This window comes from Paenibacillus sp. MBLB1832 (assembly GCF_032271945.1).
Classification (GTDB): Bacteria; Bacillota; Bacilli; order Paenibacillales; family NBRC-103111; genus Paenibacillus_E; species Paenibacillus_E roseopurpureus.
Genome location: NZ_CP130319.1, coordinates 755,872 through 774,939 on the forward strand (window position 1 = coordinate 755,872; position 19,068 = coordinate 774,939).

Sequence of the window (19,068 nt, forward strand, 5' to 3'; positions counted from 1 at the left end):
TAATCAGTAAGCGCATTATTTATAAGCCTTCTTTATTTCGCGAATTATGTTCTGAAGCATGACAACCTCTTTATCATCAAATTGTTTTAATGCTACAGTAATTTCTTTTGTTGCAGCTTCGTGGATAGATGAGAATGACTTGAGTTCAGAAGATTCAGCTGCTTGCAATAATTCATACAAATTTACTGAGAGGCTGCTGGCTACCTTTTCAAGATTAACCAGTGATATATTACGCTCTCCTCTTTCTAAGCCGCCAATATAAGTGAAATGAAAACCAGATCTTTCACCTAACTCTTCTTGGGAAAGTCCCTTTAACTTTCTTAAATCACGAATCCTCTCGCCTAAACTAAATAGTAAAGTTGACCTCATCTTATCCTCACCTCTATTAAAAAGTTTAGATAAGGGATAGAGATGCAGTAATAGGTATTAAGGTATCATTTTTAGAATGTATTTAAGTATTAATAATCGACATATTGTATACTTACTAGTTTCACTCCTAATACTAGATTAGGAGTGATTTTTTTTATACAAGGGGTAAAGAGATGAATAAAATTATCCAATTTCCGGATTTTAGGCTAGATGAGGATATAAGAAGTATTGTATATAGATATCATGTAAGATCACTAAACAGCAACATCGTTCAGACCATGGTAGATTTATTCAATCTAAAAACTAGCAATACTGTTACACCACGGGCAATAAATTACTTTTCTAAATACCTACCAAATGATACGCATGAGGCTAAAATTGAATTCTTATACAATCATACATGGTTTGGAATTCTCAGTTCTTTTCATGATTCAGAATTCCTAGAGTGCATTTTTAACGGGAATGATAAAACTAATAATGATAACTGGGTTAGTGGGGTTAGTATTCAAGTTCTTGCTCGTACATTAAGTGAATTCATCTCAGAACAAATAATGTACTGCCCTTTATGTATGCATGAAGATGTCCAAAGTTTTGGAGAATGTTTCGTTCATCGCGGGCATCAACTCAAATTTTTAGATGTATGTACGATACACAATTGTGAATTAATTAGTAGATGTCCCACTTGCTGGGAGCCGCTCGCGACTCCAGTTTATATGACTCTATTGCCCTATTGTAGACACGGTCATGAGATTAAAAAACAGGATGTTATTCAAATAAAAAGCTATGATTTTAGGAAATACGTATTAATAAATACATTGAAATTAAATGATTTTGGAAAACAAAGAGATGACAACTACACAAGGTTTCAATTAATTTCGCAACTTGGTGCTAAAGGATATATTCATGGCCAAAGTGGTTTTCTATTGAGAGAAAAATTGATAAATGACTTTTTTTATAAATATGGTGAAGGGAATTTAAGGCTTGTTGGAATTAGTGTTTCCATGATGCACGCTAGATTGGGAAACGATTTGATTAAAAAATTTAGACATCAATATATTTTTTATGGGTTACTGATTGATTTCTTAGCATCGGACATAGATAGTTTTTTTTATTGCAAGGATAGTTGGAGCGTAAAGTTACCCTTTGGCAACAGTCCTTGGGACTGTCTTAATCGATTTTGCAATTATTATAATAAGAGAATTATTAAAAATTATAGTTGTAAATATAGTAACAATGGAAGAATATCTGCTGAATTTACCTGCCCTGAATGTGGGTATATATATGCGCGATTATGGAGTAGTAGTACTAATACTAATAAAGGTAAAGTAGCAATTGTTACAGTAGGACCTTTAACTATAATTAAGTTATTGGAGTATTGTCTGCAAAAAAAGAGTATTAACCAGCTAAAAGAGATAATTTCATATTCAAAGTCAATTAACAAATATTTGAAAGTGCTTTTTGGAGAATACAATTATTTACACGTTGAACCAGAGGTAATTTTAAATAAAATAGATGTTCTTAGAGAATTTGTGAAGAATATTAAAAAATACCTTGCAAAAGGGGAATATTCTTCACAATATGCGAAGGTGTTAAATTTACCTGCGTTTAAACAAACAAATATTATTATTAACGAAGATAAAAAGCTAGCATATCGTTCTAAGTTGCAAAAGATTATCCTAGCCTTAGGTGATGTTCCAAGAAGTCATATTGAGAATATGGCAAAAAGTGAGTACACATGGCTTTTCAATAATGACCGTGCTTGGATTGAGAATAATTTACCATTACCAAAAAATAAGATATATACTAGAAAGTTGGATTTCGCTTTATTAGATCATGAATTATGTGAGAAGTTAGAAAAAGTATCAAGAGTATTATATTCATCTAAAGCACAAAAAAAAATTATTACCAAGTATACAATTATTAACGCCTTAGACAAATCAGATAAAAACAGAATAGTACCATATTTAAATAAAGGGAAACTTCCTATGTGCTTGGAATTGTTAAATGAGTTGAAAGAAACAGAAGAAGAGTACTTAATTAGGATGAGAACACCTAAATTAGTACTCAGTTTATTAAGGAATGGATATAGAAATGTAACTTTTGAAAGTTTATGTAATAAGCAAACAATCAATAAATATTATCAAAATATTGATATTGACTTAAAAAATAAAATTATTGACATAATTGATAGAATAATGAAAGAGTATAATGAAGCTTTAGAAATTAACAAATGATTTGATTTTAAAATGGAGTTTTCAAGTAAGGTTTGGTATTTACCTGTTCAGGAAACGATTAATAAATCCGTTATCACGGTTCGTGCTACTACTCGATGAGTTGAAAGACTAGCCGGTTGCCGCGAACATTACCGAAGTAAGCGCCTCGAAGGATGTAAGAAACGCGCACCTGACTTCGCGGCCAACTCCTGGGCTATCGTGCAATTGACATCGCATACGCCAACAATCTCAACATCTGACATTTTAAAGTAGCATAGGGCATGTACATGCCCTATGCTGCTCTCACAACCGATAACAGCTACTTTTATTCTGTTTCCCTCTGCGAAAAGTGATACGGACGTGGGTTTCTATTGGAGATTCACGATTACTGCAAATCTGGATGAGATTGCAATTGCAAATCGACACAGAGTCCTGTAAGAGGATAGAATATAAATGCAATATAAGCCGCGCTTTTTATTTTCCAAAATTCAAGAAGTTGAATTGTTCCATTGATAGACCTGATGATGATGTGTTCTCAGCAGTAATTGAATGATGCATTTTTAAGGGGTAGCAATCTATATTATGACAGTCATCGCGGGGCTTGACATCTAATTTAATCTCGATAGCGTCCTCGCTCTGATTCTTTCGGTAATACAACTGGACCGGTTTTGTATAGTTGAGTTTATCACTTTGTTAGCAGGGATTTCATCGAGTTGCGTTATCAATTCGCAATATTTGTGGCGGACAGGCTGTAAAACACTCATTTTACTAATTATTTACGACTACTTCAAATTAAAGACTATAAACTGCGCGAATGAAAAGCTACAGCAACTTAGAAGTTACCCACGTTTATGACGACGCTACTTGAACAAAATAGTAAAATAAGACTCAAGACCTATAGATATGGAAAATTTAGTATACCAAGTAGTTAGAAAATGGTAAAATAATTAGTAATTATCATTTAGGGGGATTCCTATGAGTTCATGGCTTCAAGAAATACTTACACATCTAGCAGCATTTTTAGCAGGCGCTTCAATCAGTGTATTTGTTTATAAAAATAGATCATCTAATAAATCAAATTATAAAGTAAAGCAAAATAACAATATTGTACTTGGCGATTTAACAGGACGTGATAAAGGTGCTGGGAAATAGTATTAGGCAAACAGAGAATATAGTATTAGGAGACCTCATTGGAAGGGATCAATATGTTATTAAAACCCAAGAGGTATTAAAAGCAAGTAAGCCAATAAGAACAGATAGTTCTTTTGATCTCAAAATAGACGAAGATAATAGTACACTATTTAAAAAGTTAAAAGACGGGAAAGTTAACAGCTTTACAAAGATAAGAGCAGTTTCTTCTAAATTAGGTGCAATAAAAATAATTTTCGAACTCAATAAGTCAGAAAATGGGAAACGTATTCTTTCTGATATTTACGAAAATTTATTAACATCAGTTTCTAAGATTGTTATGCCAATGGACGATGGGGAACTACTAAAGCATAAAAGTGAGGATATTTTTGCGCAGTTTCCTGCAATTATTTCAAGATATAAAGACATAATGGAAATTGATGAAGCATTTTTAGAAGGATTACTCTACATAGCTACTTCAAACTGTGCATTAAGATGGAAGGTTGATGAATCTTGAGTACTTATATGTTAGTCGACCGGACTTCCGATTGGTTCTATGACGAAGATGTTGAACTGGATCCATATCTTTGTTCTATTCAAATACTTAAATCCTTATCTACACGCCAAGTTCAGGGGATAAAATATAATAGGGTTCAGATGGTTCGTTCTTTGTTAAATAGAGGCTCTCAAGAAGCCCTAGACTCACTAGATGCAGCACTTGTTATACTTTCAAGCAGAAACTTAGTTGACATAATTGCAAAAGAAAATCTTAGTTCAGTCATAACTATTACTGAAAAAGGACTAGCAGCTTTGCAATCGTTTTTGGAGGAATATAAAAAATGATTTTGAAAAAGCTTGTCGTACAAGGGAAGTTGGGCTTTAGTCTTCAATTTGGGAGAATAAATTATGTACTCGGCGAAAACGGTAATGGGAAAACTACATTAATAAAACTTATTCTTTACTCCCTTGGAACTTATATTGATTCATTTATTGATGAAATAGCAAAAAATAATCTCTCTAATCAAGTTGAACTTGATGTTGAATTAAAAAACGGTTATAGTTACAAATTTATTAGAAAATTGCCTCACTCTGAGTCTATATTAATTATCCCAATGGATATCAATGGTCAACTAGTTGAGGAAAATGTTGAAATAAAAAACCTTGAGGAGTTTTCAGATTTTTTACTAACAAATGAAGGATATGGTAGGCAGGAAATTGCATACGGAAATAATCACAAAGCAAATATGCGATACTACTTTATGTTAAGAGCTGTGACAGCCGATCAAGATACTCCTGCATATAAATTATTAGCAGATTTGGGTGGTAATAATAAAAGTTATATTAATAATCAAAATTTGATCAAAAAGGCAATTATTGAAGCACTCTTAGGTAAAGAGAACTCTGAGGTACAGAAAGCAAGATTAAAATTACAGGCATTACTAAAGGAACGAAGTATTGTCATTTCAAAAATCCAAGTCGTTGATGAAGTAAATGATACTAATTTAGAAAAAAAAGAAGAGTACAATGAGCTTATTAAATTAAAAAAAACAAACAAAGGATCATTGATAAGCTTAATGATATTAGATTCGAGAAAGATAACCTTAAGATTGAAAATGTTAAATCTATTACAAAATTGGAGTCAATAAACTCCAAGAAGATTGATAAAAACTTACTCGATAATCAAGAACAACTTTCAGTTATAAGAGAAGATATTCGTGAACTTATCCTTCAAAGGGATGACATTTCCAATATAAGTATGACAATAGAAAATGAGATCAATAAGCTTAAACAAATGATAGTAGCTAGACAAATAATAACGCTCATACCAGTGGAAAGGTGTCCCATTTGCTTAGGTAAAATTTATATAGACAGTGCATCATCTGATAATTGCTCATACTGTAATAATGAAATTGATACAACGGACTTTGAAAGGATCTCACAGTATAAAAGAATGCTTGAGGAATCTTTATATGAAGCTAATAGGGTAAAGGAAGAGCTAGTGCAACAAATCAAAGAATCAGAAGGTAAGAAGAAAATTATTGAAAAAAGAATAGATAATCTCATGGGAAAATTCGTTAAAGACCAAAAAGCTCTGAACACACCAATGGAGAGTATAGTTAACTCCATAAAAAACAGGGTTGAATCCTTAACGAAAGACGAATACCTTTTAGAAACACAATTGAGTTTTCTGATAACAAAAGAAGAACTTAAATTACAAAAAAAACAACTTGAATTTGATATTGATGCTTTGAAAGAAGAACTTGGAGCACTTGAGAAACATGTTATTCAAACAGATGGATTTAAACAGGATAAATGGAAAAGTATTTACTCTGATGAATTAAATTACATCTTTGATAGCAAAATGAACGTGAGCTTTGATAATGAATTTACTCCAGTTATTGATCAAGTTAACATTAGAAATATTTCTTCTGCGAGCTTAAAAGTAGCAGCACGATTATCATATATCACATCATTGTTCCATTGCCAAAACGTGCAGAATATTAATCACCTAGGATTTATTTTATTAGATTCTCCAAAAGATAAGGATCTCGATTTGGATAAGTATGAGAGGTTTCTGGAGCTGATTGAAAGAAGTGAAGTAGGTCAAGTAATCCTCACTGGAAGTATTTCAGATATAGACCTCTACAATGGCGAAAATGTTATATTGTTGTTAAATGACGAGCACAAACTTCTGAAAGAATTAAAGTGATTTTTAGATTCCTTCATCATTCAAATGACGTGGGATCTAAAAACAATATTTTGTAAATACATTTTAATAAAAGCCAGCAAACCATTTGAGTTTGCTGGCTTCTTGCACTTCAAAACTTATTTGTCACCCAACATTTCACGTATCGTAGTTGTTATTGGGTGACAAATAAGTTTTGAAGTGACAAATAAAGTTTTGAAGTGACAAATAAAGTTCTGAAGTATTGAAACTAACTAACCCATTTGTCGATCTTTCGTGTCCTCCTTGCTGCGTGAATACTCCGGAGCAAATTGAGCCATCGTTCCGGTGAGTGAGAGCCATCCCTCCGTCATTTTTGAGCCACCCTTCCGGCTGGTGAGAGCCACCACAATATCCTCCTGCTAGAATGACTCTATGCGTTGTCGAAAGACTAACGCAAATCATTCGTGAGGAGGTCATACAATGACCCAATATCGTGAAATCCTGCGGCTTCATAGTCAAGGGATCAGTCAGCGTAACATCGCTGTCAGTTGCGCCTGCTCTCGCAACACCGTTTCCAAAATCATTCAACGAGCAGAAGAACTTCGAATATCGTGGCCGTTACAGAAAAATCTGTCGGATGGCGAGCTTCGTCAGCGCCTGTTTGCCGAAGTCGAAAAGCAACCCACTCGTAAGCACCCGGACTACGAATACATTCACAGGGAGATGGCCAAGAGCGGCGTAACACTCAGCTTACTTTGGAATGAATACTGCGAGAACTGCCGGTCGAGCCAAGAGATCCCCCTTATGTATTCTCAGTTCTGCCATCACTATCAGCAGTACACTTTGAAATCGAACGCAACTATGCGAATTCAGCGCAAGCCAGGCGAACAACTTGAGGTGGACTGGGCCGGGCAAACCGCGTCCATCATTGACCGCGAGACTGGCGAGATTGTTACGATGTATGTTTTTGTAGGAGTGCTGGCCTACAGTCAGTACGCTTATGTGGAAGCATTCTCTTCTCAAGATCAGGAGAGCTGGATCACCGCCCATATCCATATGTATCAATTCTTTGGCGGGTCCACCCGTGTACTCATACCGGACAACCTAAAGACCGGCGTGGAAAAGGCATCAGGGCACTCTCCTGTGATCAATAGGATCTATCACGAAATGGCCGAACATTACAACACCGCCGTCATTCCTGCGCGTGTCCGTAAACCCAAGGACAAGCCTAGTGTAGAGGGAGCCGTTGGCGTGGTCTCCACATGGATTCTAGCCGCACTACGTAAACAACAGTGTTTTAGTGCTGCCGAATTAAATCAGGCTATTCGGGAGAAGCTTGATGTCTTAAATGCAAAGCCTTTTCAGAAAAAAGAAGGGAGCAGGCGCAGTGTGTTTATGACGGAAGAAAAACCGTTTCTACTCCCCTTGCCTGCTACCCCATATGAGTTGGCGACCTGGAAGACCGCCACTGTCCAATTCAATTATCATATAAGCGTAGAGAAAATGCACTACTCCATCCCCTATGAATATATCAAGCATCAGGTCGATGTCCGCATGACTCGCAATGTTATTGAGGTCTTCTACAACAATAACCGAGTATGCTCCCACCCGAGGCTCCATGGTAAACCAGGGCAATATAGCACCATAGAAGATCACATGCCTGAAAACCATAAGAAGTTCATTCAATGGAACGCCAATCGCTTTATCTCTTGGGCACAAAGTGTTGGTGCACATACCGCAATTGCAACCCAGGCGATCCTCGCTTCCCACAAAGTAGAGCAACAGGGCTACAGAAGCTGCATGGCACTCCTGAAGCTTGCCGACAAGTACGGTGTTGTTCGTCTCGAAGCAGCTTGTGCCAAAGCGCTATCCTACACACCAAGACCAAACTTCCAAAGTATCAAAACGATCTTGACTACCGGTCAGGATCGGCTTGAAACAGCACCGGAAACAAAAGTGCCATCACCTTCTTCTGAAAACCACGGGTTCACTCGTGGTGCAGATTATTACGGGAGGGGCTAACTATGGCGCACGAACCTACCTTACGCAAACTACATGAAATGCGCCTCGCTACAATGGCGGATTCTTACCAGAATCAGTTGTTAGATTCAAATTTCCAAGCCCTGTCGTTTGAAGAACGCTTTGGGCTACTTGTGGATCTAGAGTGGTCCAGGCGTAAGAATAACCGGCTTTCCTCGTTGATCCGAAAAGCAGATTTTCAGCAAAACAACGCCTGCATTGAGGACGTTGAATATCACGCTGATCGAAAACTTGACCGGACGCAAATCCTTCGATTAGCAACCGGCGCGTACATTCAGGACAAGCTCATTATCATCATCATGGGAGCATCCGGTGCAGGGAAGACTTATCTGGCTTGCGCCTTCGGAATTGCAGCCTGCAGGAACTTCTACCCGGTCAAATATATACGTTTGCCTGAACTACTGAATGAGTTGGCAGTGGCGCGCGGCGAAGGGATCTATCAAAGAGTGATGAAAACCTACAAGAAGATTCCTTTATTGATCTTGGACGAGTGGCTGCTTGTCTCGTTGAAAGAAAGCGAAGCACGGGATCTGCTCGAGATCGTGGAGGCTCGCCATGAAAAAGGTTCTACCATATTCTGCTCGCAGTTCACTCCTGCCGGCTGGCACGGAAAAATCGGTGAGAATACATTAGCAGATGCTATCCTTGATCGAATCGTGCATTCATCCTACACGATCACGATTGAAGGCATGGACTCCATGCGAAAGCGCAAAGGACTTATAAACTAACAATTCATATTTCAAGGGGGCTGCCGCAAACTGGTGGCTCCTTCTTCCGGAACGGTGGCTCATTTTCCCCAGAGGACTGGCTCACTTATCACCGGAATGATGGCTCTATTACATCGAAATATTCACTGCGTTCACTCAATTAGGTGAACGCATTTTTTATTTATGAGGGAATGTTAAAAAGTTAAAAATGAGATCAGGATGAGATTTTTCTAAAATTTATGAAATTAACTTTAGGATGGCGACCGTTTTGTTTAAAAATTATAGAAATTGAGGGTTATTCTTTAAATCATACAGTTCAATTTGTGGGTATATAACGATAATGTGAAAATGCAGGAATATTTTGGAAAGATACATGAGAATAAAATACTTTTATACAAAAGTGAAGATTTACATATACAACAAGTGAACTATGTTAGTGAATAAGATAATTTCCTCTTTTTATGTAATCGTTTACAAACAGGTTAAGTAACTATCTCCAATTACAGTAGCCAGCGTGGGGAGGTGAGAAAGGATGGCAGCTCGACTTAATTTCATATATCTGTCCTATGACTCGTGGTGACTTTTTAATAAAATCATTACCCAAGTAGGTGAAACCCACGCTAATTAATAAGGAGGTTATTGATGAAATGAGGAATACACGGCTTTATGTGAGCATTTGTTTAACGATTGCGCTGTTTGTACAATTAACAGGAATTTCTTTATTTGAATGGAATATTGCCTATGCGGCATCGAATGCATTCTATGTGTCCTCAACAGATGGGAACGACAGCTGGAGCGGAACTTTGGCGGCACCGAATGCAGCAGGAACAGATGGTCCTCTCAAAACACTGGGTAAAGCGAAATCCAAGGTAAATTCACAAATTGCGGCAAGCGGAATGAATGGCGATATCTACGTTTATATCAAGGGTGTTCTAGAGAATGTTAATAACATCTCGTTTGGACCTACAGATTCTGGTGTTTCCGGGTTTGATGTCGTTTACACCAATTATCCAGGAGAGCAGGCGGCAGTAACGGGCTCAACGCGTTTGACCGGATGGACGCTGGACAGCGGGAATGTGTATAAGAAGACAGGAGTTAATTGGACTTTCCATACACTTTATGAGAATGGAGTCAGAGCAGTTAAGGCGCGTTATCCGAACCAATTGCCATCAGGAGCAAATGCTTATAGCAGAGTTGCTGACAAAGTAGGTACAACTAGTGCCTCCAAATCACAATTCATCTATGCATCGGGAGATATTCCATCCGTTTCAAGCTTAAACGGGTTGGAAGTATTTATTTGGCCAGGCAGCGATAGCGGAGAAGTCAACTGGAAGACCAATACGATCAGTGTTTCAGCGCTTGACACGTCTACTCGCCAAGTGACACTTAGCTCCAATGCGCAGTATACAATTGGCGCTGGATCGCGTTATTTCGTTCAGGGAAAGAAAGAATTATTGGATGCGCCTGGAGAATTTTATCTCGACGATGCGAACGATACTCTGTATTATTGGCCTCGGAGCAACACGGATATCGAAAGCCTAGTCATTGAAGCGCCTAAATCTGGTCATTTGCTAGGCTTCTACGGCTCTAGCGATACGAATCCCGTCCATAATATTCGCTTTGAAGGGATTACGATCAAGAACACGGACCGTGACCAAGATACGGTATATATCAAGTACGCAAAGAACATAACAATCAAGAATAATGAAATTTACAATTCCGGATTGAGTGCCATAGAACTAACCCTATGGGCGCAAAACAACGTAATCACCGGAAATCACATGTACAATTTGGGATATAGCGGCATAAAATCCTATGCCAACAGCTCTACAAGCGTACAGGTAGGCTACAATGAGATATCCAACAACTACATCCACGACGTTGGGCAGTTGAATGGTGAAGGCTCAGGCATATTCCTGGATAAAGGCGCTTTCTATACGATCAAAAATAACCGAATCTTTAATGCCTCGCGTTGGGGAATAAGCATCTATTCACCTGTATCAACGGCTACTCCGGCTGTTGCTACTACAGATGCCCAGTCGAATATTATTGAATACAACGATATCTCAAACGTAAATAACGACTCGCAGGATACAGGCGCGATCTATGCTTTTGGGATGGGACCCAACAATATCATCCGGAATAATATCATTCACGACAACCAAGTGGCATTTTCATTTGCATCCGGTATTTATTTGGACGATGACGTATATAACACAAGCGTGTACAACAACATTCTGTACAACAATAACAAACAAGGCAACGGTCCATTTACCGATGTGATCGCCAAAGGAACCGCCAATAAATTCTACAACAACATTATCGCAGATAATGATAATTATGTAGATTACGGTCCCGGTGCGTTCGACACGAATAAGCTGGGCAACCACACGAACAAGGACATTGAAGTGACGTCCAATATCGTGTACAACTCGACCAATCAAATCTACACCTTCATCAACTGGCAGGACGATCGTTATGCGAAGGCGGAGAACAACACGTGGTACAATGCAAACGGCATATACGGGACTCGAGGCATGTATTACGTGGACGGTGGAAAAACAATTGAAGACTGGCGGCATACGTTAAACGACAAGTATGATCAGTTCAGTCTGACGACCGACCCCTTGTTTGTGAACGCGGGCAGCTCGGATTACCGTCTGCGCTACGACTCCCCTTCTTACGGACTGGGCTTCGTGGACTTCAACATGGAGGATATCGGTCTGACTTCCAGCTATCCGTTAGGGAATGCGGAAGAAACGTTGGATCGACTCTTTGTGCGCAACTCTTCTGATTCGGTGAACGATGCGAATTTGTCGCTCAATGTGAATGCAACGGCGCAGCTTAGCTTGAAGGGTCGGACGACAAGCGGCTATATCGCCAATCTATCAAATGCGACGGTTAGTTATGCGAGTAACAACACGACAGTCGCGACGGTCAGCTCCAGCGGACTGATTACAGCGAAAGCAGCCGGTGTAGCAAAGATTACCACGACGGTGACCAAAGGTGGAGTAACGAAGACGGCGGACATGTATGTCATCGTAGCGGATGCTTTGAGCAGCTTAAGCATTGCTGCTTCGGAGACAGGCATGACTGTGGGCGGTACGGTGAAGCTGCAGACGACGGGCGTGACGACGCAAGGCCAAAAGCTGTCGCTGAGCTCAGTAAGCTATAGCAGCAGCAATACCAGCGTGGCGACGGTGAGCTCACAAGGCGTGGTAACGGGCGTGGCGACTGGCACGGCGACCATTACAGCGTCGGCTGCGGTCGGCGGTGTGACGAAGAATGCAACGATCAACGTAGGCGTGTACAGTGCGACTCTGAAATCCATCAGCATCAACTTTGTTAATCAGATGCTGCAGTACGGAGGGACGGATCAGATTACGGTAACGGGGACGCTGTCCGATAACTCGACGGCAGACCTGACCAACGCGACGAAGCAGTTTTCCATCGACAGCACAGCGGCGACAGTGAACGCTACGACGGGCGCGATCACGGCGGGCAATGCGCCAGGATCCGGACGTATTACGGTCAAGGTCACGTTGAACGGAGTCACACGTACGGCAGCAGATAGTGTGGTCGTCTATGGGACGGAGGCGCTTCCGACAGGTTGGAACATCTTGAACGTGGGCTCGGCCATTGGCGCCGCATCGTACTCGAACAATCGCTTCCACATTGCGACGAACGGCAACGATATTAACGGCAGTGCGGATGACGGAACGATTATGTATCAGAACGTGTCTAGCATGAATTTCTCAGTGGTGACCCGTATCGATAATGTTTCCTATGCCCATCCGAATGCAGCGGCGGGACCGGTTATTCGTGAAGACACGACCGCTGGCTCGAAGTCGGCTTTCATCAGGCTGACGGCAGACGGCGGCGGACGCTTGCTGTATAGAACTTCGGCTGGAGGCTCTACATCGCAATTTTATTTTACTACCAATGTAAGCTTCCCGGCGGACGTGAAGCTGGAGCGTAATGGGGATACGTTCATTGCCTCCTATTGGGAGAATGGCAATTGGAAGGAGCAAGCGCGAGCTACGATTACGATGAACACGGCGGTCAAGGCAGGTTTAGGGACGATTTCACATGATCCACATGATTACAGCTTAATCGACTCATCGTACCTGTGCTTGACGACAGCTGCCTGCAAACCGATGGCGCCGATTCAAGCGGATCCAGTGGCAGGGGATACTCAGATTAAAGTGAGCTGGGGCAATGTCGACGGAGCTACGGGCTATAAGGTGAAGTATGGCACTACATCAGGCAGCTACACGAGCACGACCGATGTCGGCAACGTCACAAGTAAGACGTTAACGGGGTTAACGAACAACACGACCTACTACATCATCGTGACCGCTTATAATGCTACAGGTGAGAGCATCGTCTCAAATGAGGAAAGCTTGAAGCCCGTGGCGAGTCCGGCGCCATCGGCACCCGTTCTGAACGCTCCATCCGTAGGCTCGGGGCAAGTGAGTCTGAACTGGAGCGCGGTTAGCGGAGCTACTGGCTATAAAGTGAAATACGGCATTGCCAGCGGCAGCCATACCACCACAATAGATGTCGGTAGTGTGACCAGCTACACAGTAACGGGCTTGACGAACGGTACGACCTATTATTTCGTCGTTACAGCTTACAGCAGCGGAGGAGAAAGTTCGAAATCGAACGAGAAAACGGCAATTCCATCGATTTCTGCTCCTGTGCAAGCGAATCCGACAGCTGGCAACGCCCAGATCACTGTGAATTGGGGAAGTGTGACGGGTGCCACTGGGTATAAGGTCAAATATGGGACATCAAGCGGCACGTATTCGACGACAGTTGATGCAGGCAATGTAACGAGCAAAACGATTACAGGTCTCACGAACGGTACAACGTATTATTTGGTAGTGACGGCCTACAACGCAACAGCGGAGAGTGCCATTTCCAATGAGAAAAGCGCGACTCCATCGGCACCTCCAGCAGCCCCGATTCAAACAACGCCTATTGTGGGGTCAGGTCAAATTACTGTGAATTGGAATAGCGTCAGCGGTGCTACTTCGTATAATGTCAAATACGGAACCAGCTCAGGAACTTATGCAACTACAGTTAACGCTGGCAATGTCACCAGTTATACTGTGAGCGGCCTTACGAACGGAACAACGTATTATTTCGTTGTTACCGCTCAGAACGGCTCCGGTGAAAGCACCGATTCCAACCAGGTGTCGGCAGTACCGCAGATCGCGGCTCCTGTGCAGAATAATCCTACGCCTGGGAACGGGCAAATAACGGTGAATTGGAGCGCCGTAGGAGGTGCGACAGGTTATCATGTGAAATATGGAACGACCAGCGGCAGCTATGCCACGACGGTGGATGCAGGCAACGTAACGAGCTATACGATTAACAGCTTAACCAACGGAACAACGTACTTTATGGTCGTGACGGCTTATAATGCAACACAAGAGAGTACCAATTCCAATGAGAAGCAGGCCATTCCAACGCTGTCAAGCGTGACGCTGAACAAGACGGCTACCGCAAGCGGTTCCTGCTCAGGCACGCAAACGGCGGCTCAAGGCGTAGACGGCAGCACGACGACCAAGTGGTGTCATAACGTTGCCGGTGACAAATGGTTGATGGTAGATTTAGGTCAGAACTATGACATCACCCGTTGGGTGGTCAAACATGCGGGAGCAGGCGGCGAGAGTACGAGCTGGAATACGAAGGACTTCAAGCTCCAAAGGAGCCAGGACGGCACAACATGGACGGATGTTGATAGCGTTGTAGGCAATACAGCCAATGTGACGGATCGGACGGTGACCTCCTCTACATTCCGTTACGCACGGCTATACATTACAAATTCCGGATCGGACAACGCTGCGCGTATCTATGAATTTGAGCTGTATGGTGTCACTAGCCCACCCGATACACAGGCCCCTTCTGTGCCAACAGGCTTGACAACGACGTCTAAGACAGCGACTTCCGTGACGATGTCTTGGACAGCATCAACCGACAATGTTGGGGTTTCTGGCTATGATGTGTACAACGGTTCCACGAAGGTAAATAGCGCCAATATTTCAAGTGCCAGCTATACTGTAACCGGGTTGACGGCAAGCACGTCTTATAGTTTGACGGTTAAGGCCAATGATGCGGCCGGGAATGCTTCAACTAGCAGCAGTGCGTTAAATGTGACGACGAATGCATCTTCTGTGAATACAACGAATTTGGCGCTTAGCAAGACTGCTACTGCAAGTGGTTCCTGCGCAGCCTCCCAAACGGCGGCTCAAGGCGTGGACGGCAGCACGACGACCAAGTGGTGCCATAACACGAGCGGAGCCAAATGGCTGCAGCTTGACCTCGGTCAGTACTACGATATTAGCCGTTGGGTCGTTAAACATGCCGGTGCAGGTGGCGAAAGCACGAGCTGGAATACGAAGGACTTTAAGCTGCAGAAGAGTGAGGATGGTACAACATGGACGGATGTGGACAGTGTAGTAGGCAACACTGCGAACGTGACCGATCGAACCGTAACGTTGTTCGCGACACGCTACATTCGGTTATATATCACGAATTCAGGATCGGATAGCGCAGCACGTATTTTTGAGTTAGAGCTCTATTAGTAAGTAATGCTTAGCCGTCCCCTAAGGTTATCCGCGGGGGACGGTTTTCTTCGGATTGACAACGATTTGGCATTCCCATAGAATGCTCTTTAAGCGCTTTAAATTTAACGAGTTTGTGGGGGTATGTATGAAAACTACTATGGCAGATTTAGCTAAGCATCTTGGCATATCCGAGGCTACCGTTTCACTCGCTTTGAATGATAAGGCTGGGGTGAGTCCAAGGACGAAGAAGAAGGTACAGGATGCAGCCAAGAGCTTGGGGTACACCCCTAACTTCTTTGCCCGAGGTCTCGCCACCCAAAAGAGTAGTACGATCGGACTTATCGTTCCAGAGGTGGAGAATCCGTTCTATTCTAAATTGACACAGAGTATTGAAGAGTTGGTAAGGGCAAGCGGTCGACATCTCATTCTCGGTTTTTCTGATTTCTCCTTGGAAACCGAGCAAGAGGTGATGGAGCGGTTTGCAAACATGAACGTGGACGGAATTATGGTTTCGCCTGTATACATACGTGATACAACATCTGCTTACAGGGACGCGGTCAGGACGAGTAAAGTTCCCATCATTTATGTTGGTGCGTATTACTATGACTTTCCAAGCAGCTTCGTTATGACGAATTTGATGGATGGCTCATTCTCGTTAACGGAGCATCTGCTCTCTAACGGCTACAGAAATATCGTTTTCTTATGTGGTCAAGAAGGAGTCGTTATTTCCAAGGAAAGGGAGATAGGGTTTCGGAGTGCCTACGCACAAAGAGGGCTGTCATTAGAAACAGCCCGGATTATTCGCTGTGACAAGTTGCGATTTGAAGAAGCCTTTGAGGTTACGAAGAAGCTGTTGCTTGAGGAAACAAAGCCCGACGCGATCATAACAGTGAACGATATTATGGCTCTTGGCGCCATGAGGGCGGTCAGGGAGTCGGGTCTTCAGCTTCCGAAGGACGTTGCTGTAGCCGGATACGATGATGTCATCTTCTCCTCTATTGCAGAAGTTCCCCTTACAACGGTTCGTCAGCCTGTTCAAGAGATGGCCCAGCTATCTGTGGACAGCTTGCTTCAATTGATCTCCGAAGACGAAGCGCGGTCTCCGATTCAGTTAAAAATATCGCCGCAATTGGTTTTACGACAATCTACATTACCAATCTGACAGCAGGTTGGACAGCCTTTTAAATTTCTCGTAGCGTTCTTCGTATTGATCTCTTCTTTCGACATGGGGATAAAATGACTTTAGTGGCTTAACGAGTATTTGTGCTGCTTCCTCGAATGTGGCGAAGGCGCCTACTGCCCTTCCTGCCAGAATAACGGTTCCGATTGTTCCAGCCTCGCTTATATTGAGACGTTCAATAGTACGGTTCATAATATCGGCCTTCAATTGCAGCCATAAATCGGATTTGGCCCCCCCTCCTACCGCACGCAGTGAATCAACCGCAATGCCTGCCTCTTTTAAGCACTCTAGATTGTACCTCATTTCATAAGTAACTCCCTCCATACAAGCCCTGTATACATCTGCAGCAGTCGTCTGGAAGGTGAGGCCATAGATAAGACCCTTCGCCTCGGGCTTCATATGCGGGGTTCCTGATCCAGCAAAATGAGGGATAATCACAAGATCTGTCGGTTCAATAGGGGCCGTTAGGTTCAGATAATTGTATACGTCCATCCCGCGTAAATGTGCCTCGGATTCCGCCTTGTAGCCGAATTCGTTACGAAACCATTTCAACAAGGACCCGCCAGTGAAATTAAAAGCATACGTCAAATAGTGTCCATCCAAGACGTGGGGGGCACAGTTGTATTGGAGGCGCAGCATGGTTTCGTTGACGACAGGACGGCTATAGGTGGGGGCGATACATTCGACGGTACCGATTCCGTCTATTGCCTGGCCCTCACGAAGAATTCCTGCGCCTAACGCAGCACACGCCTGATCGTGACCGCCGGCCACTACCATAGGTCTCCCTTTAAGTCCTAGTCGTTCACAGCATTGAGGGGTTACTCTACCTATCGCTTCTCCCGATGCAACGGGTTCTGACAAGAGAGATTGGTCAAGCTCTGCTGCACGGAGGATCTCTGTTTCCCACTTCTTCGTGGTGATGTTGAATGCCATTGTTCTCGAGGCGAGCGTATAGTCAATCGCAGTCATACCTGTAAGTCGAAATACGATATAATCGCCGATGAGTAAAAACTTCCATACGCGTCGAAACCATTGTGGTTCATGGCGCTTCATCCACATCATTTTGGCGACGGTAAACATCGGATGGAGGGGAACACCTGCAAGAGCCATTACCTTTGTTTTGCCAAGTGATTGCTCCAACAGCAACGCTTCATCGAAGCCCCGGATATCGGTATATAGCAATCCGTTCCCCAGGACAGAGCCGTCCTGAGCAATTGGAATAGCGGTTTCCCCGAAAGAGGAAACACTAATCGCTTTAATTAAGTCTCCACCGCTTTGAGAGGCAGTTTCTTCAATGACTTCTTGAACGGATTTCCAAAGTAAATGTGGATCGAACTCGAAATAACCAGGTTTGGGTAGAACTAAACTGTATTCTCGATAAGAAGCAGCGATCAGCACGCCATCTTCAGTGAACAAGGAACATTTACAGCCGGTCGTGCCGATATCGAGACCCATTAATGACATAAATAGTTCCTCCTCCATAATCTAAAGCGCTTTAAATGTATATAAATTATTATACGGTTTTTGTAAACAATTTTTCAATAATTAATTGAAATTTTATAGGATATAAGTTAAAATCGTCTTATTTAAAGCGGTTTAAAAATATGAAGGGACGGATGTGTCATTTATGATGACTAGGCTGCAAGTTCAACAGTTTCAGGAATTCTGCTTTAACCAGTTAAAGGAAGTCGGAATTGTTCTGACTTCAGATGAGAAAGACAAGATTGAAGTGGCAGATTTCGGATTGAATCAGTTCGAGACAACAGGGTTAGGTTTGTTTGTCTATGTGAACACCCCGCGTGTTTGTGCGAAAGAGCTCGTTATGCTGCCTAATCAAACGTGTCCTGAGCACCGCCATCCTAAGATCGACGAGTTTAACCCCGGCAAAGAGGAAACGTTTCGATGTCGTTCGGGCAAGGTGTATTTGTATGTACCTGGTAAACGGACGAATTTTCCGTGTGCGCTTCCTCCTGAAGATCGCAAGCAATACTATTCCGTTTGGCACCAAATCGAACTCAATCCAGGAGATCAATATACCATCATGCCGAATACCTTACACTGGTTTCAAGCTGGACCTGAGGGAGCGGTTGTGACGGAGTTTTCGACGACAAGCCTGGATCAATTCGATATATTTACGGACCCGGACATTGCTCGGTTTACGACGATCATAGACTAAATAAGGGATAGA

Annotated in this window: 13 protein-coding genes; 11 read left to right on the forward strand and 2 right to left on the reverse strand. The window is 42.4% G+C overall.

Going from position 1 to position 19,068, the window contains the following annotated elements:
- Positions 1–15: 15 nt before the first annotated feature.
- Complete coding sequence (locus MJB10_RS03585; protein ID WP_314801800.1) at positions 16–369, reverse strand: helix-turn-helix domain-containing protein; 354 nt, start codon at positions 367–369, stop codon at positions 16–18.
- 173 nt (positions 370–542) lie between these two features.
- On the opposite strand from MJB10_RS03585, the gene MJB10_RS03590 reads away from it, so the two are divergent.
- The 10 genes from MJB10_RS03590 (at position 543) to MJB10_RS03635 (ending at position 16,862) form a co-directional block, all read left to right on the forward strand.
- Positions 543–2,603: a TnsD family Tn7-like transposition protein gene (locus MJB10_RS03590; protein ID WP_314801802.1), complete on the forward strand. Its 2,061-nt coding sequence runs from the start codon at positions 543–545 to the stop codon at positions 2,601–2,603.
- 954 nt (positions 2,604–3,557) lie between these two features.
- Positions 3,558–3,734, forward strand: a complete 177-nt coding sequence (locus MJB10_RS03595) for a hypothetical protein (protein WP_314801804.1) — start codon at positions 3,558–3,560, stop codon at positions 3,732–3,734.
- Positions 3,721–4,227, forward strand: coding sequence for a hypothetical protein (locus MJB10_RS03600; RefSeq protein ID WP_314801806.1), 507 nt, complete (start codon positions 3,721–3,723; stop codon positions 4,225–4,227). The genes MJB10_RS03595 and MJB10_RS03600 overlap by 14 nt, the downstream gene beginning before the upstream one ends.
- Positions 4,224–4,553 carry a hypothetical protein gene (locus MJB10_RS03605; protein ID WP_314801808.1) on the forward strand — a complete coding sequence of 110 codons (330 nt, stop codon included), beginning with the start codon at positions 4,224–4,226 and terminating at the stop codon, positions 4,551–4,553. The genes MJB10_RS03600 and MJB10_RS03605 overlap by 4 nt, the downstream gene beginning before the upstream one ends.
- Positions 4,550–5,356 (forward strand): P-loop NTPase family protein, encoded by an 807-nt coding sequence (locus MJB10_RS03610; RefSeq protein ID WP_314801810.1) that lies wholly within the window; start codon positions 4,550–4,552, stop codon positions 5,354–5,356. Before MJB10_RS03605 ends, MJB10_RS03610 begins: the two co-directional genes overlap by 4 nt.
- The gene (locus MJB10_RS03615) at positions 5,344–6,420 is read left to right on the forward strand and encodes a hypothetical protein (protein ID WP_314801812.1); all 1,077 of its coding nucleotides are present in this window, start codon (positions 5,344–5,346) and stop codon (positions 6,418–6,420) included. The genes MJB10_RS03610 and MJB10_RS03615 overlap by 13 nt, the downstream gene beginning before the upstream one ends.
- 438 nt (positions 6,421–6,858) lie before the next feature.
- Positions 6,859–8,400, forward strand: a complete 1,542-nt coding sequence (istA, locus tag MJB10_RS03620; protein ID WP_314801814.1) for an IS21 family transposase — start codon at positions 6,859–6,861, stop codon at positions 8,398–8,400.
- Between the two features lie 2 nt (positions 8,401–8,402).
- Complete coding sequence (istB, locus tag MJB10_RS03625; RefSeq protein WP_314801816.1) at positions 8,403–9,146, forward strand: IS21-like element helper ATPase IstB; 744 nt, start codon at positions 8,403–8,405, stop codon at positions 9,144–9,146.
- A 626-nt stretch (positions 9,147–9,772) separates the two neighbouring features.
- Positions 9,773–15,718 (forward strand): fibronectin type III domain-containing protein, encoded by a 5,946-nt coding sequence (locus tag MJB10_RS03630; protein WP_314801818.1) that lies wholly within the window; start codon positions 9,773–9,775, stop codon positions 15,716–15,718.
- 127 nt (positions 15,719–15,845) lie between these two features.
- Positions 15,846–16,862, forward strand: coding sequence for a LacI family DNA-binding transcriptional regulator (locus tag MJB10_RS03635; RefSeq protein WP_314801820.1), 1,017 nt, complete (start codon positions 15,846–15,848; stop codon positions 16,860–16,862).
- On the opposite strand, the gene MJB10_RS03640 is transcribed toward MJB10_RS03635, so the two are convergent.
- Positions 16,851–18,344, reverse strand: a complete 1,494-nt coding sequence (locus tag MJB10_RS03640) for an FGGY-family carbohydrate kinase (protein ID WP_314801822.1) — start codon at positions 18,342–18,344, stop codon at positions 16,851–16,853. The genes MJB10_RS03635 and MJB10_RS03640 overlap by 12 nt on opposite strands.
- 163 nt (positions 18,345–18,507) lie before the next feature.
- On the opposite strand from MJB10_RS03640, the gene MJB10_RS03645 reads away from it, so the two are divergent.
- A complete protein-coding gene (locus tag MJB10_RS03645) occupies positions 18,508–19,056 on the forward strand; it encodes a D-lyxose/D-mannose family sugar isomerase (RefSeq protein ID WP_314805464.1) in 549 nt (182 codons plus the stop codon).
- Positions 19,057–19,068 lie beyond the last annotated feature (12 nt).

Coding starts and splice junctions, on each gene's coding strand:
- MJB10_RS03585 (WP_314801800.1), bottom strand. CDS start 369: ATGAGGTCAACTTTACTATTTAGTTTAGGCGAGAGGATTCGTGATTTA.
- MJB10_RS03590 (WP_314801802.1), top strand. CDS start 543: ATGAATAAAATTATCCAATTTCCGGATTTTAGGCTAGATGAGGATATA.
- MJB10_RS03595 (WP_314801804.1), top strand. CDS start 3,558: ATGAGTTCATGGCTTCAAGAAATACTTACACATCTAGCAGCATTTTTA.
- MJB10_RS03610 (WP_314801810.1), top strand. CDS start 4,550: ATGATTTTGAAAAAGCTTGTCGTACAAGGGAAGTTGGGCTTTAGTCTT.
- istA (WP_314801814.1), top strand. CDS start 6,859: ATGACCCAATATCGTGAAATCCTGCGGCTTCATAGTCAAGGGATCAGT.
- istB (WP_314801816.1), top strand. CDS start 8,403: ATGGCGCACGAACCTACCTTACGCAAACTACATGAAATGCGCCTCGCT.
- MJB10_RS03630 (WP_314801818.1), top strand. CDS start 9,773: ATGAGGAATACACGGCTTTATGTGAGCATTTGTTTAACGATTGCGCTG.
- MJB10_RS03635 (WP_314801820.1), top strand. CDS start 15,846: ATGAAAACTACTATGGCAGATTTAGCTAAGCATCTTGGCATATCCGAG.
- MJB10_RS03640 (WP_314801822.1), bottom strand. CDS start 18,344: ATGTCATTAATGGGTCTCGATATCGGCACGACCGGCTGTAAATGTTCC.
- MJB10_RS03645 (WP_314805464.1), top strand. CDS start 18,508: ATGATGACTAGGCTGCAAGTTCAACAGTTTCAGGAATTCTGCTTTAAC.